Origin of the sequence: Acetobacter sp. KSO5, from assembly GCF_044094635.1 — a bacterium.
In the GTDB taxonomy this organism is placed as follows: Bacteria; Pseudomonadota; Alphaproteobacteria; order Acetobacterales; family Acetobacteraceae; genus Acetobacter; species Acetobacter cerevisiae.
Map to the genome: position 1 here is coordinate 1868869 of NZ_CP172014.1, position 12848 is coordinate 1881716.

General features: G+C 58.9%; 11 protein-coding genes. 3 read left to right on the forward strand and 8 right to left on the reverse strand.

Features of this window, described 5'->3' with window-relative positions; genetic code table 11:
* Positions 1–13 precede the first annotated feature (13 nt).
* The 3 genes from xdhC to xdhA are packed head-to-tail and all read right to left on the reverse strand — an operon-like array spanning position 14 to position 4659.
* Positions 14–835, reverse strand: coding sequence for a xanthine dehydrogenase accessory protein XdhC (gene xdhC / locus ACHQGU_RS08555; RefSeq protein WP_395494655.1), 822 nt, complete (start codon positions 833–835; stop codon positions 14–16).
* A gap of 13 nt (positions 836–848) precedes the next feature.
* On the reverse strand, positions 849–3191 hold the full coding sequence (gene xdhB / locus ACHQGU_RS08560; protein ID WP_395494657.1) for a xanthine dehydrogenase molybdopterin binding subunit: 2343 nt from the start codon (positions 3189–3191) through the stop codon (positions 849–851).
* A complete protein-coding gene (xdhA, locus tag ACHQGU_RS08565; RefSeq protein ID WP_395494658.1) occupies positions 3184–4659 on the reverse strand; it encodes a xanthine dehydrogenase small subunit in 1476 nt (491 codons plus the stop codon). The genes xdhB and xdhA overlap by 8 nt, the downstream gene beginning before the upstream one ends.
* A 203-nt stretch (positions 4660–4862) precedes the next feature.
* Between xdhA and ACHQGU_RS08570 the strand changes: the two genes are divergently transcribed.
* The gene (locus ACHQGU_RS08570; RefSeq protein WP_395494659.1) at positions 4863–5807 is read left to right on the forward strand and encodes a LysR family transcriptional regulator; all 945 of its coding nucleotides are present in this window, start codon (positions 4863–4865) and stop codon (positions 5805–5807) included.
* 15 nt (positions 5808–5822) lie between these two features.
* Here ACHQGU_RS08570 and ACHQGU_RS08575 read toward each other — a convergent pair whose 3' ends face one another.
* Genes ACHQGU_RS08575 through ACHQGU_RS08595 form a run of 5 tightly spaced genes read right to left on the reverse strand, consistent with a single transcriptional unit; the run spans position 5823 to position 10438 of the window.
* Complete coding sequence (locus tag ACHQGU_RS08575; RefSeq protein ID WP_395494660.1) at positions 5823–7262, reverse strand: nucleobase:cation symporter-2 family protein; 1440 nt, start codon at positions 7260–7262, stop codon at positions 5823–5825.
* A 4-nt stretch (positions 7263–7266) separates the two neighbouring features.
* The gene (uraH, locus tag ACHQGU_RS08580; protein WP_061504920.1) at positions 7267–7599 is read right to left on the reverse strand and encodes a hydroxyisourate hydrolase; all 333 of its coding nucleotides are present in this window, start codon (positions 7597–7599) and stop codon (positions 7267–7269) included.
* The gene (uraD, locus tag ACHQGU_RS08585; RefSeq protein WP_062142322.1) at positions 7596–8102 is read right to left on the reverse strand and encodes a 2-oxo-4-hydroxy-4-carboxy-5-ureidoimidazoline decarboxylase; all 507 of its coding nucleotides are present in this window, start codon (positions 8100–8102) and stop codon (positions 7596–7598) included. Before uraD ends, uraH begins: the two co-directional genes overlap by 4 nt.
* On the reverse strand, positions 8099–8992 hold the full coding sequence (puuE, locus tag ACHQGU_RS08590; RefSeq protein ID WP_215754985.1) for an allantoinase PuuE: 894 nt from the start codon (positions 8990–8992) through the stop codon (positions 8099–8101). Before puuE ends, uraD begins: the two co-directional genes overlap by 4 nt.
* A 33-nt stretch (positions 8993–9025) precedes the next feature.
* A complete protein-coding gene (locus ACHQGU_RS08595) occupies positions 9026–10438 on the reverse strand; it encodes an NAD(P)-binding domain-containing protein (protein ID WP_395496406.1) in 1413 nt (470 codons plus the stop codon).
* A 147-nt stretch (positions 10439–10585) separates the two neighbouring features.
* Between ACHQGU_RS08595 and ACHQGU_RS08600 the strand changes: the two genes are divergently transcribed.
* Together ACHQGU_RS08600 and guaD are read left to right on the forward strand one after the other, a co-directional pair.
* Positions 10586–11488, forward strand: coding sequence for a LysR family transcriptional regulator (locus ACHQGU_RS08600; RefSeq protein WP_062142316.1), 903 nt, complete (start codon positions 10586–10588; stop codon positions 11486–11488).
* Positions 11489–11517: 29 nt separating this feature from the next.
* On the forward strand, positions 11518–12846 hold the full coding sequence (gene guaD / locus ACHQGU_RS08605) for a guanine deaminase (RefSeq protein WP_395494661.1): 1329 nt from the start codon (positions 11518–11520) through the stop codon (positions 12844–12846).
* Positions 12847–12848: the final 2 nt, after the last annotated feature.

Here is a 12848-nt window from a genome sequence, read left to right on the forward strand (position 1 = left end):
GAAAAATATGGCTTTATGCCGCCTGCGGCGGATGGGGCAGAAACCGTTCAATCAGTTCCGCCGCCACAAGGGCTGCAATAATTTCAGGCCGTTTGTCTCGCACACCCCGGTCACCAATCGGGCAGATCAGCGAGGCAATCCGCTCTTCGGGCAGCCCGATTTCCCGGAAGCTGGCTTCAAACCGGCGGCGCTTAGTGCGGGAACCAATCAGCCCGACGTAAGACAAATCCCCGCGCTCCAGAGCGGCGGCCACAATCAGGGCATCCAGCGAATGGTTAGGGGTTAGCACCAGCACGCCAGAACCGGCTGGCACTTCGGCCAGAACATGCTCCCAATCGGAGGTAACGCGTGCATCCACGCCCTCCGGCATCGTGCCAAATTCCTCCGCGCGCGGGTCCACCCAGATCAGACGCAGCGGAAGAGGCGCCAGAGCCCTTGCCAAAGCGCGCCCGACATGCCCTGCCCCAAACAGCACCAGCACCGGCCAGGCCTCTTCCTGTCCGGCAAGCTGTTGTTGCAGGTGCGTTGCCAGAGCTGCATCCATGCGCGTGATGCGCACATCCACGCGACCGCCGCAGCATTGCCCGGTTTCAGGCCCCAGCACAAAGCGATGAGACCAGTCAGTCTCTCCCGTCTGCAAAAGAGTTCTGGCCTGATGCACACAGTCCCATTCCAGACACCCACCACCGATGGTCCCGGCCTGCCAGCGTTCCCCAATCAGCATGAAAGCCCCGCTTTCTCGCGGGGCAGAGCCACGCACATCCATGATCTGCACACACGCGACCGGCGGTGCATCGGGAGACCACTCAGACAGACGTGCGGCGAGCTCCTTCATGGCATTGCCGCGCTCAGTGCGCCGCCTGCTGCCGCATCCGCTCAGCCGTGCGCAAAATCTGCTCCGGCGTAGCGGGGGCATCAAGCTGTGGGCAGGTCTGATAATCATTCAGGCTGGCGAGCGCATCGGAAATAGCCTGCAACACCGCCACACCATGCACAAAGGGGGGCTCCCCCACCGCCTTGGAGCGGAAAATAGTCGCCTCCTGATTAGGAGAATGCTCCAGCAACGCCACGTTGAACACGCGAGGCCGGTCTGAACAGGCCGGGATTTTATACGTGCTGGGGGCATGGGTGCGCAGCCGGCCTGTGTCATCCCACACCAACTCTTCCATGGTCAGCCAGCCCGCACCCTGCACAAAGCCCCCTTCAATCTGCCCGATATCAATAGCCGGGTTCAGAGACTGCCCGGCATCATGCAGAATATCCACGCGCTCAATGCGGTTCTCACCGGTCAGCAGATCAAGCGCCACCTCGGCGCACGCTGCGCCATAGGCAAAATAGTAGAAAGGACGCCCACGCCCGGTTGCTGCATTCCATGAAATTTTAGGCGTTTTGTAGAAGCCATTGGCCGAAAGAGAGACGCGGGCAAAATAGGCCGCTTTTGTCAGCTCAGGGAAGGAGATGATCTGCTCTCCCACCTGCACGCCGTCTGGCAGAAACTGCACGTTCTCTTCCGGCACCTGCCAGTGCTCAGCCGCGAAGCTGATCAGCCGGCCCTTGATCTTATGCACCGCATCCAGCACCGCCATACCGTTCAGGTCTGCGCCGCTGGACGCAGCCGTCGCGGAGGTATTGGGCACCTTGCCTGTGGTCGTTGCGGTAATGCGCACGCGGTCTTCTGTCAGGCCGAACTCCCGCATGGCAATCTGCACCATTTTGGTATGCAGCCCCTGTCCCATTTCCGTGCCGCCATGGTTCACCTGCACGGAACCATCCGTATAGACATGCACCAGCGCGCCGGCCTGATTGTAATGGGTCGCGGTGAAGGAAATCCCGAATTTTACCGGCGTGAGGGCAATACCGCGTTTGATGCACGGGCTGCTTTTATTGGCCTCCCGCAAGGCCTGCCGCCGCTGGCGATAGTCACAGCGCTCGGCAAGCTGCGTCATGATCTCGCCCGCAATCGAATCTTCCACTGTCATATGATACGGCGTGATGTTGCGCGTGCCGGTGCCATACACATTGCGCACCCGCACATCCAGCGGGTCCAGCCCGGTGGCAAAGGCTATTTCCTCAATCACCCGCTCCGCCGCCACAATGCCCTGAGGGCCACCAAACCCACGATAGGCCGTATTGGACTGGGTATTGGTTTTCAGCGGTTCTGATTTAAACCGCACATCCGGGTAGAAATAGGCATTGTCCGCGTGGAACAAGGCTCGGTCGACTACAGGGCCGGACAGATCTGCCGCCCAGCCACAGCGAGCCGCCAGCACCATATCGACGGCAAGAATATTGCCCGCATCATCAAACCCAACCTCGTAATCAATCACGAAGTCATGCCGCTTGCCGGTCATCATCATGTCGTCATCACGGTCCAGCCGCATTTTTGCAGCGCGACCTGTGACATGGGCGGCAATCGCGGCAAGGCAGGCTGGCGTATTGGCCTGAGATTCCTTTCCCCCAAAAGCGCCCCCCATACGGCGGACTTCAACCGTCACCAGATTGCTCGGCACATGCAGGCAATGCGCCACCATGTGCTGCGTTTCTGTAGGGTGCTGGGTGGAGGACCATACCCGCATCTCGCCTTCTTCTCCGGGCTGCGCCAGTGCCGCCTGCCCTTCCAGATAGAAATGCTCCTGCCCGCCAACCGTCACCTGACCAGAGAGCCGCCGAGGGGCCGCCGCCAGCCCTGTCTCCACATCACCCCGGCTCATGACCAGAGGACGCCAGACCAGAACGCCCCCGGCCTCCCGCGCCTGCGCGATATTCAGCACGGCTGGCCGCTCTTCATACTCAATTTTCGCCAGTTTGGCCGCGCGACGTGCAACCCCTCGATTTTCCCCCACCACGACAAAAATCGGCTGGCCGTAAAAACAGACCTCGCCATCTGCCAGCAAAGGTTCATCCCCTTTGCCAACAGCACTGACCTGATTGTCTCCGGGGATATCAGCCGCCGTCAGCACACACACCACACCGGGCACGGCCCGCACGGCCTCAAGATCCATGGAGATAATCCGGGCATGCGCTTTGGTGCTTAAGCCCGGAACCACATGCAGCAGACCCTGCGGTTCCGGCAGATCATCAATATAGGCAGCACTGCCGGAAACGTGCATCCGGGCACTTTCATGCCGCAGGCTTTTGGAAGCACCGCCCGGTACGATCCGGGGCGTCTGTTTTGTCAGAGTTTCAGACATGAGCCTGCTCCTTCCACCCGGCCAGCCGGGTTTCTGTCCCTGCATGTTCAGGGGCTGTTTCCACAAACAGGCGTGTCAGCAAATTCACGGCGACGGTCTGACGATACCACGCACTGGACCGCATATCGGAAATCGGCGCGAAATCTGTTTTCATGGCCACCTGAGCGGCCTTCAACGTAGCCTCCGTCCAGAACTGGCCTTGCAAGGCCGCTTCCGTCGCAGAAGCACGTTTGGGCGTTGCCGCCATACCGCCGAAAGCAATCCGCGCGGTGGCAATCCGCCCGGCATCATCAAACACCAGCGAGAACGCCCCCAGCACGGCAGAAATATCCTGATCAAACCGCTTGGAAATCTTGTAGGCCCGGAAAACGGTGTCCGGCTGAGGCTCGGGGATCACCACAGCTTCAATGAACTCGCCCTGCTGTCGGTCCTGTTTACCATACGCCAGAAAATACTCTTCCAGCGGCAGACTGCGATGAGCCTCCCCACAGCGAAGTTTCAGCACAGCGCCTGCTGCAATCAGGAGAGGCGGTCCGTCCCCGATGGGAGAGCCATTGCCAATATTACCGCACACCGTGCCTGCATTGCGCACCTGCGTAGACCCAATACGCCGGATGACCTCACCAGCATCGGGCAGGAGTGCTGCAATGGGCTCTTTCGCCTCCGTATAGGTTACAGCGGCACCAATCCTCAACCCTTCCGGCGTAGACTCAATTTTATGCAGATCCGGCACCAGCCCGACGCTGATCAGATGCGGCAAGGTACGCAGGCCTTTGGTCACCCACAACCCGACATCCGTTGCACCAGCGACCAAGGTTGCCTGCGGGTCTGCCTGATACGCTGCGGCCAGAGCGTCTGCACTGGCGGGAAGAGTGACGCGACCCTCCGGCCCCGCAATCTCCACAGTCTGACCATCAACCAGAGCCTTCAGGCGGGTTTTGATCGCCTCTGTCTGTGTATCCAGCCCATCTGCCGGTGCTGTCAGAGCCTGCTTCATAGCCCGTACAATGGGAGCATAGCCGGTGCAACGGCAGAGATTGCCTGCGAGAGCTGTGTTAATGGCCTCGTCCTCCATGGAGGCACCGGGCGTCTTGCAATAGGCCACCATCGACATCACAAAACCCGGTGTGCAAAAGCCGCACTGAGCGCCGTGCAGGTCCACCATGGCCTGCTGCACCGGATGCAGCGCGCCGTCCGGGCTGCGAAGATCTTCCACGGTAAAAAGCTGCGCGCCGTCCAGCATCCACAGGAACTGGATACAGGCATTCACCGCCCGCCAGACCAGCGTATCGCCTTCCAGCCGGACGACCAGAACTGTGCAGGCCCCGCAGTCGCCCTCATTACAGCCTTCCTTGGTGCCCGTGCGGCGGCGGTCTTCCCGCAGCCAGTCCAGCACGGTCCGGGTCGGACTGAACCCAGAGACTTCGTGACGGACATTTCCAAGGTAAAACCGGATAGACTCCCGCATAAAATGCGCTCTCCTGCTGGAACATGCGGCCCGGTGGATGATGGGCGAGCGGTTCCGGGTCATGATGGTATTGTTTCAGAATCATCTCATTTTCGGGTTTCGTCCAACATAAAGAATGCGACGCCCTGTTGCGTTTTTGTCGACACACCGCCAACAGTTCCACGCGATGCTCAACACCCCTCCCTACTGTCTGGAGATGCGCCATGCGGAGCCCTAACCGCGTTTTTACGCTATCCCGGTTTTCCATTTATTTTGAGATGGTTGCACAGACTGGCTCCATCCGGCAGGCGGCAACCGCTCTGAATGTTTCACCCTCCGCAGTCAACCGGCAAATTCTGGCTGTGGAAGAGGAAATGGAAACCCCTCTGTTCCATCGTCACAGTTCGGGCCTGACCCTGACGACTGCGGGGGAGTTGCTCTTGGCAGCCATTATCTCCGGCAAGCGGGATTTTGAGCAATTTCAGTCCCGGCTCGACAGGCTCTCCGGCCTGCATGGCGGTGTGGTGGAAATTGCTGCCATTGAAGCCGTGAGTGACAGGCTGATACCGGACATCCTCTCCGACGTAACCAAGCAGCATCCGCGCGTGGAATTCAAGCTTCAGACACTGGATTTCAAAGCCATCTGGCAGGCTGTCAGCCGGAATGAAGTTGATTTCGGGATTTCTCTGGCTGGAAAATCCTCGCGGCAGGTGCGCATTGTCAGCACACTCCAAGCCGCTATCGGGTTTGTTGTCAGGCCCGACCATCCGCTGGCTCAGCGGGACCATGCCCGCCTGAACCATGTATTTGGCAGCAAGCTAATTTTACCGGACAGCACGCTGGCTGTGGGTGCAGCCATTCAGGAAGGGCTGGCCCAGCATAACGTCAGCCTGCATCCCACGTTTACCAGCAACCGGATTGCCAGCATCAAGGCCCTGATCCGCAGCGGTCTGGGGGTTGGGATGCTAACCCAAATGGATGTGATGAATGAGGTGAAAGCCGGCGAACTCTGTTTTGTGCCGCTGACTGAGTCCGGCATCAAACCGCTTGGCTTTTGCCTGTTCTATAATACGCAACGGCGGCTCTCCGCCGCCGCCCAGACTACGCTTGATCTGATTACCGAGAACTTCCACGCACTGGCAGAGCAGAACGCGGAAATGGCCTCCTGAACCGCAAGAGAGGCCTTAGCCCTCGCGCACAGTCTCTTCGTGCGACAGTGCAGCTTCCATGCCCTCTGCAGGAAGAGTTTTAGAAGGCTGATCGCCTATCACTACCCCATGCTTATTCGCGGGCATGAAGTGGTTGAACACCAGATGCAGGCTCATGGCCGCCATGGAACCCAGTGTAATCCCACTGCCAAAAATGATCTGCGCCCAGCTGGGGAAATTATCGGCAATATGCGGCTGAGCCGTAGCCAGCATGCCAAGGCCGATGCTGGTGCCAACGATAATCATGTTGTTCTGATTATCAAAATCCACCTGCGCCAGCGTCTGAATACCCACCACGGCCACCGCCGCGAACATGGCCAGCGCAGCACCGCCCAGCACAGGCAGCGGCACACTTGCCATAATGGCCGCCAGCTTAGGGATACACCCCAGCACCATCATGATGACCGCAGCAGACGCAACCACCCATCGGCTTTTAACCTGCGTTAGCCGCACCAGCCCGACATTTTCGGCAAAGCAGGTGTAGGGGAAGGAATTGAAGACCCCGCCGATAAAGGTCGCCAGCCCGTCTGCCCGGATGGCTGCGGCAATATCAGCAGAGCCAATCGGCTTTTTGACAATCGCCCCCGTTGCAAACACATCGCCCGTTGTTTCCAGCATGGAAATGATCATGACGATAATCAGCGAGAGAATGGGCACAACATGAAAGGTCGGCATCCCGAAGTAGAACGGCTTTGAGATGGTGAGTAGCGGCGCTGCCCCGACATCGGCAAAATGCGCGTCCCCCAGCACCCAGGCAACCAGCGTCATACAGACCAGACCGATCAGCACCGCAATGGTGCCCAGAAACCCACGACAGAATTTCTGAATGGCCAGAATAAAGAACAGCGTGCCCAGCCCGTAGGCCACATTGCGCAGTTCCACCGGGTTTTGCATGGCGTTGGTGCCGTGCCCTGCCACAATGTCATTCGCCGCGACAGGCAGCAGCGCCAGCCCGATGACCAGAATGACGGAGCCCGTCACCACCGGCGGGAAAAAGCGGATCAGCCGGGAAAAATACGGGGCGACAATGTATGAAAAAATACCGGCGACAATGACGGAGCCAAAAATCTGCCGAAGCCCTTCAACCCCACCACCAGCTGACACACCAATGGCGATCATCGGCATGACGGCCACAAAGGTTACCCCCTGCAGGAGCGGCAGCCGCACCCCGATCTTGCCAATGCCGACCGCCTGAATGAAGGAGGCAATGCCGCAGGTAAACAGGTCTGCTTCAATCAGGTGTTCCAGCATCTCATGCGAAAGGCCAAGCGCGCTGGCCAGCAGAATAGGAACAATAACCGCAGCCGCATAAAATGTCAGAACATGCTGAAAGCCGTAAATAGCCAGCTCCCACAGGGGGAGGACTTCATCAACGGGGTGAACGGGTTCGGTCGTATTACGTTTGTCGAGGGTCACGCACTCAACTCCCTCGGTAAGTCGAATATCCATATGGGGCGGCAAGCAGCGGCACGTGGGCATGCCCCTCCGCACTTAGCCCGAACACGAGGGGGACAACATCCAGAAATGGCGGGTCTGCCAGCTCATGCCCCTGTGCGCGGAAATAGGCTGCAATTTCAAACTCAAGCCGATACTGCCCGCCCTCAAGCGTCAGCTCCCGCAAAGCGGGGCAACGGCCATCGGCATCGGTCTGACCTTCAAACAGCACGGACGCGCCTGAAAACAGACGCAACCGCACACCCGCAGCAGGGCGGCCGGAAACGGTGTCCAGCACATGCGTTGATAAAGAACTCATCCCTTTACTTTATCCTGCAAGCGTAAAGAGGCAATAGCATCAATCTGCTTCAGCGCCTCAGCCAGTTCGGCCTCCGGCGTGCTGGCCAGACGGTGTGCCATGGCCTCCAGAATAACGGCTTTACCCGCCTTACGCACACAGATGACAAACGGCATGCCAAATTTGTCCCGATACGCCGTATTCAGGCTTTGAAAGTGCTCATATTCAGCCGGGGTCAGCCGGTCCAGCCCGGCACTTCCCTGCTCCTGCGCAGAAGCTTCGCTAAGCGCCGGATCAATCCCGGCGCGATGCCCAAGTTCCGGATGCGCGCGGACCAGAGCAATCTGGCGGTCATGCCCGGCCTTCTGCACCACGTCAGAAAACGCTGTCAGCATGGCCGCCTTGCTGGCAAAAGGCCGCTGTGTTGCAGCCCCTTCCGCCACCCAGGGAGAGTGTTCATACAAGCCGCCAAACTCGGCCACAAAGGCCGGAACTGGCAGAGCATTCACATCATCAAGCGTCATGCCGGGTGCACCGAAAGCCAGTGGCGCGCAATGTCCAGTCGGGTTGCAACCCAGACGTTCTCATGCGCCTGCACATGCTCCAGAAAGCGCGCCACAGCCAGCGCACGGGCAGGCTTGCCTGCCAGCCGGCAATGCAGGCCCACGGACATCATCCGCCCGCCTTCCCGATACAGCATGTCAAACGTATCACGCAGGTAGCGGAAGAACTGCTCGCCTTCCGTAAAGCCGTTCAGCGCGGCAAATTTCATGTCATTGACGTCCAGCGTATAGGGCACAATCAGCTGAGGCCGCCCGTAACGCCGGTCATAATACGGCAGGTCATCGGCGTAGGAATCTGCGTCGTAAACAAAGCCGCCTTCTTCCACCACAAGGCGTGCCGTGTTCGGGCTTGTCCGGCCCTGATACCAGCCGAGCGGGCGGGAGCCGGTCACCTGCGTATGCAGTGCAATGGCCTCCTGAATATGCGCACGCTCAACGTCTTCCGGGATATCCTGATAATCAATCCAGCGCAGGCCGTGGGTGGCAATTTCCCAGTCACCCTCTTTCATAGCCGCGACCGCTTCCGGATTGCGGGCCATGGCCAGAGCGACGCCAAACACTGTTGGCCGGATGCCTGCGGACTGGAACAGCCGCTGCAACCGCCAGAACCCGGCGCGGCTGCCATATTCATACAGACTTTCCATCTGCATGCAGCGCGCATCGGGGATAGAACGCGTGCCCACCATTTCTGACAGGAACGCTTCCGAGCCTTTGTCCCCATGCAGGACGCAGTTTTCCGCGCCCTCCTCGTAATTGATGACAAACTGCACGGCAATGCGCGCACCACCCGGCCACTGAGGGTCAGGCGGTGTCGGGCCATATCCGGTCATATCCCGCGGATAATCAGTCATGCTTTCTCCGGCTCTGCTTGGTTTTGTCGTCTCTTACACAGGTGGGGCAAGGCTGACGAGTTCGTCGGTGTCGTAATCCAGCAGGCTTTGCAGCTGCTTTTCTCCATCCTGCACAAAGAGCTCACGCCCGATGGACTGGGCGAGCCGCTCTACGCCAAACCGCATCCCGCTGATGGACGCGCCAGACAGCCCCATGCTGGGGGTGGCGGCAAAGGTGAAGTTGTGAATAGCTGCCAGCATCGGAGCCATCGGGTCCGCCGCGTTGCGGGGCAGGAACTGGAAGTTGCCGCCCAGATAGGGGTGGCTGGACAGCACTTCACTTTCTTCCCCTTTGGGAGCCGTAAAGCGATCCCGCCACAACGTCACATTCTCAGCAAAACGGTGCATTTCCGGGCGGCGGGTCAGGTCAATAACAAAGCCTGTGCCGATAATCAGGAAATCAAACGTCATTTCGCCATGCGGTGTCGTGACGACCACGCCGTCCTCTGTTTCCTTCACGGCCAGCCATGGGGTGCCGGTGTGGAAGGCGAAGTTCTCATGCTTGCGGCAGCGCCAGAACGTATCCTGCGGCGGCGGCTGGTTCAGATCATAAATCCGATGCATGAAGCGCCAGCGGATCTGATCAGGCAGATCGGCAAAATAGCCGAGGAAGCCTGCGTTCTCCATCCAGCGATACGGGTTCACACTCGGAATTTTAGGCCGACGCAGGCACAGATCAACACGCCCTGCGCCCAGTTCCAGCGCCGTCGCGGCATTATCAAAAGCCGAAGCCCCGGCCCCCAGCACGCCAATACGTTTGCCTTTCAGTGCTGCAAAATCAATCTGCTGGCTGGTGTGGGCATAACGAGACGTGGGAAGAGCCTGCGCAATAAAGTCCGGCACATGCCAGGCCCCGCCGCCTTCAATCCCGGTCGCCAGCACCATTTTACGCGCCCAGACATGGGACTGCGCACCATTCGCCTGCTGGAAAGTCAGGCGGAGCAAGCCATCCTGCCAGTCAATATCAATCAGTTTCCGGTCATTCTGCACGGGCAGAGACAGCACATCACGCAGCCAGTCCAGATAAGCCTGCCAGTCCTGACGAGAGATTTTATCCAGCGCTTTCCAGGCTTCCACCCCATAACGGGCTTCAAACCAGGATTGCGGCGTCAGACTGGGGATCCCCAGATCCGGCCCGGTGACATGCTTGGGCGTCCGCAGGGTGATCATGCGGGCAAATGTCACCCACGGGCCTTCGCCGCCACGGGCTGCCTGATCAAAAATGCACGTATTGCTCAGGCCACGCCGACGCAGGGCAAAACATGTGGCCAGACCACCCTGCCCGCCGCCGATAATGGCCACGTCCAGAACACGCTCTCCCTCCCGCTCCAGCGGCTCACACCAGTCTCCCGTTGCGTAGCGGATCTTGGCCAGATCATCGCGAACACGACTTTCAAGCTGGTCCAACCCTGAAGAGGAAGAAACTTGTTCCATATGCACTTCAAACCTTATCTTTATCTGAACCTACTGCCATCTGAAACAATTTCACACCCGGACCATTCTTGTATATGACTTAATTCAGTCTAATCCGTTCGCAAAATGAGATCACCTCTTATGCCGGTTTTTTCTCGTTTCCTCCGTTACTTCATCGCCGTGGCGCAACAGGGCTCCATCCGGAAAGCCTCGGACGAGCTGAACATTGCGGCCTCCGCCATCGACCGGCAGATCCTGCAAGGGGAAAAGCTACTGGGCACTCAGCTTTTCGAGCGCCTGCCAACCGGACTACGACTGACCACCGCCGGGGAACTCCTGCTGTCTTCCGGCATCCGCTGGACCCGGGACCTCCGTGCCCTCACCACCCAGATTGATAATCTGAAAGGCTTGCGGCAGGGCTCGGCGGACATTCTGATCCCCGATGCACTGACCAAAGGCTTTCTGCCCGCCGTCCTGGGCCGCCTGCGGGAAACACATCCGGGTATTGTGGTAAATGTGCATGTGCGTGCCAGCCGGGACATGGGCGAGATTCTGGTAGACGGTCAGGCCGACTTTGCCCTGATGTTCAACCCCGGCCACATGCGGGAATTGTTTGTGCGGGCACATCGGGAAATTCCGCTCGGCTTCATCTCCCAGCCCGATCATCCGGTTGGTGCGCTGGAAACAGCCCCGTTCAGCCTGTGCGCGGAATATCCGGTCGTCATCCCCGCCCCGCCTCTGGCGTTATGGAGGCCCCTTGAACTTCTGGAAGCCGAAACCGGCATCAAGATTCAGGCGGTTGCCCGGGCCGATAATATCCAGATGATCAAATCTCTGGTCAGCGCCGGCGTGGGCATTGGCATCCTCAGCTATCTGGATGTGTATGACGAAGTGCAGAAAAATCAGCTTGCCTTCACGCCCATCCTCAATAAAAAGCTGTCTCCGCTCACGCTGGCGCTCTGTGTTGACAGGTCACGCCAGCTTTCCATGGCGGCCAGACTGATCATTTCTGAAATTGAGCAGTTTTTCGCCGATCAGCTCTAAAGCCGGCCCACTCATTCTTGCGAGGTTTCATGCCCTCTTCCTCCCGCACTGCCGCTCTGAGAGGGCGTTTTGTGACCTTTACTGGCAATCCGTTCACCATGCCGCCGGAAGACGCGCTGCATGTGGAAGAGGACGGGCTGATCCTGATTGAAAACGGGAAAATCACCCAATGCGGCGCGTATGATGCCCTGCGTGCACAGGTGCCGGAGGGGGGCATCACGCATTACCCGGACAGCCTGATCAGCGCCGGGTTTATTGATACGCACGTCCATTATCCGCAGCTGCCCGTCATTGCCTCCTGGGGTAAGCAGTTACTGGAATGGCTGCAACAGTATGTCTTCCCGACCGAGGCAAAGTTCTCCAGCCCGGAATTCGCCCAGGCCATTGCCCGCGCCTTTTTGCAGGAGCTGCTACGCAACGGCACCACGACTGCCGCAGTTTACTGCACCGTGCATCCTGAATCCGTCACGGCTTTCTTTCAGGAATCAGAAAAGCTCGGCACCCGGATGATTGCAGGCAAGGTCCTGATGGACCGCAATGCCCCGGATAATTTGCGTGACACCGCTCAGCAGGGTTTTGATGAGTCTCAGAAACTGATTGAGACATGGCATAACAAGGGGCGGCAACTCTACGCTATTACACCGCGCTTTGCGATTACCAGCACCCCGGAACAGCTGGAATGCGCAGGCGCTCTCTTCCACAGCCGCGATGATCTGTTCATGCAGACACATCTTGCGGAAAATGAAGATGAGATTGCCTTCGTCAAAACTCTGTTCCCGGAACGCTCATCCTATCTGGATGTGTATGACAAAGCAGGACTGGTTGGGCCACGCGCCATTTTTGGTCATGCCATTCACATGCACGAACACGATTTTCAGCAGTGCCATGACACACACTGCACGCTGGCCCACTGCCCGACGTCCAACCTGTTTCTGGGCAGCGGCGCGTTTCGGCTGTTTGATGCTGTCGACCCGCGTCGCCCGGTCAATGTGGGTCTGGGCACAGATATTGGTGCGGGCACCAGCTTTTCTCTGCTCAGCACCATGGGGGAAGCCTATAAGGTTTCCCTAATGGCCGGGAAACAGCGCCTCCATGCCATTCAGGCCTTCTGGCTGGCCACAGCGGGAGCCGCACAGGCCCTGCATCTGGATGACAAAATCGGCACCATCGCCCCCGGCATGGAAGCCGATCTGTGCGTGCTGGACCCGGCAGCAACGCCTCTTCTGGCCCTGCGCACCAAAGAGTGTACCAGCATGGCCGACCTTCTGTTCGTACTGATGACGCTGGGAGACGATCGCAGCGTTAAAGCCACATGGGCCGATGGCCGCCCGGTCTACGTTCGGCCTGAGACCGCTTAAAG

What these genes read in the sequence shown, in the direction of transcription:
- xdhC (WP_395494655.1), bottom strand. Translation starts at nt 835, where the DNA reads ATGAAGGAGCTCGCCGCACGTCTGTCTGAGTGGTCTCCCGATGCACCG.
- xdhB (WP_395494657.1), bottom strand. Translation starts at nt 3,191, where the DNA reads ATGTCTGAAACTCTGACAAAACAGACGCCCCGGATCGTACCGGGCGGT.
- xdhA (WP_395494658.1), bottom strand. Translation starts at nt 4,659, where the DNA reads ATGCGGGAGTCTATCCGGTTTTACCTTGGAAATGTCCGTCACGAAGTC.
- ACHQGU_RS08570 (WP_395494659.1), top strand. Translation starts at nt 4,863, where the DNA reads ATGCGGAGCCCTAACCGCGTTTTTACGCTATCCCGGTTTTCCATTTAT.
- uraH (WP_061504920.1), bottom strand. Translation starts at nt 7,599, where the DNA reads ATGAGTTCTTTATCAACGCATGTGCTGGACACCGTTTCCGGCCGCCCT.
- uraD (WP_062142322.1), bottom strand. Translation starts at nt 8,102, where the DNA reads ATGACGCTTGATGATGTGAATGCTCTGCCAGTTCCGGCCTTTGTGGCC.
- puuE (WP_215754985.1), bottom strand. Translation starts at nt 8,992, where the DNA reads ATGACTGATTATCCGCGGGATATGACCGGATATGGCCCGACACCGCCT.
- ACHQGU_RS08600 (WP_062142316.1), top strand. Translation starts at nt 10,586, where the DNA reads ATGCCGGTTTTTTCTCGTTTCCTCCGTTACTTCATCGCCGTGGCGCAA.
- guaD (WP_395494661.1), top strand. Translation starts at nt 11,518, where the DNA reads ATGCCCTCTTCCTCCCGCACTGCCGCTCTGAGAGGGCGTTTTGTGACC.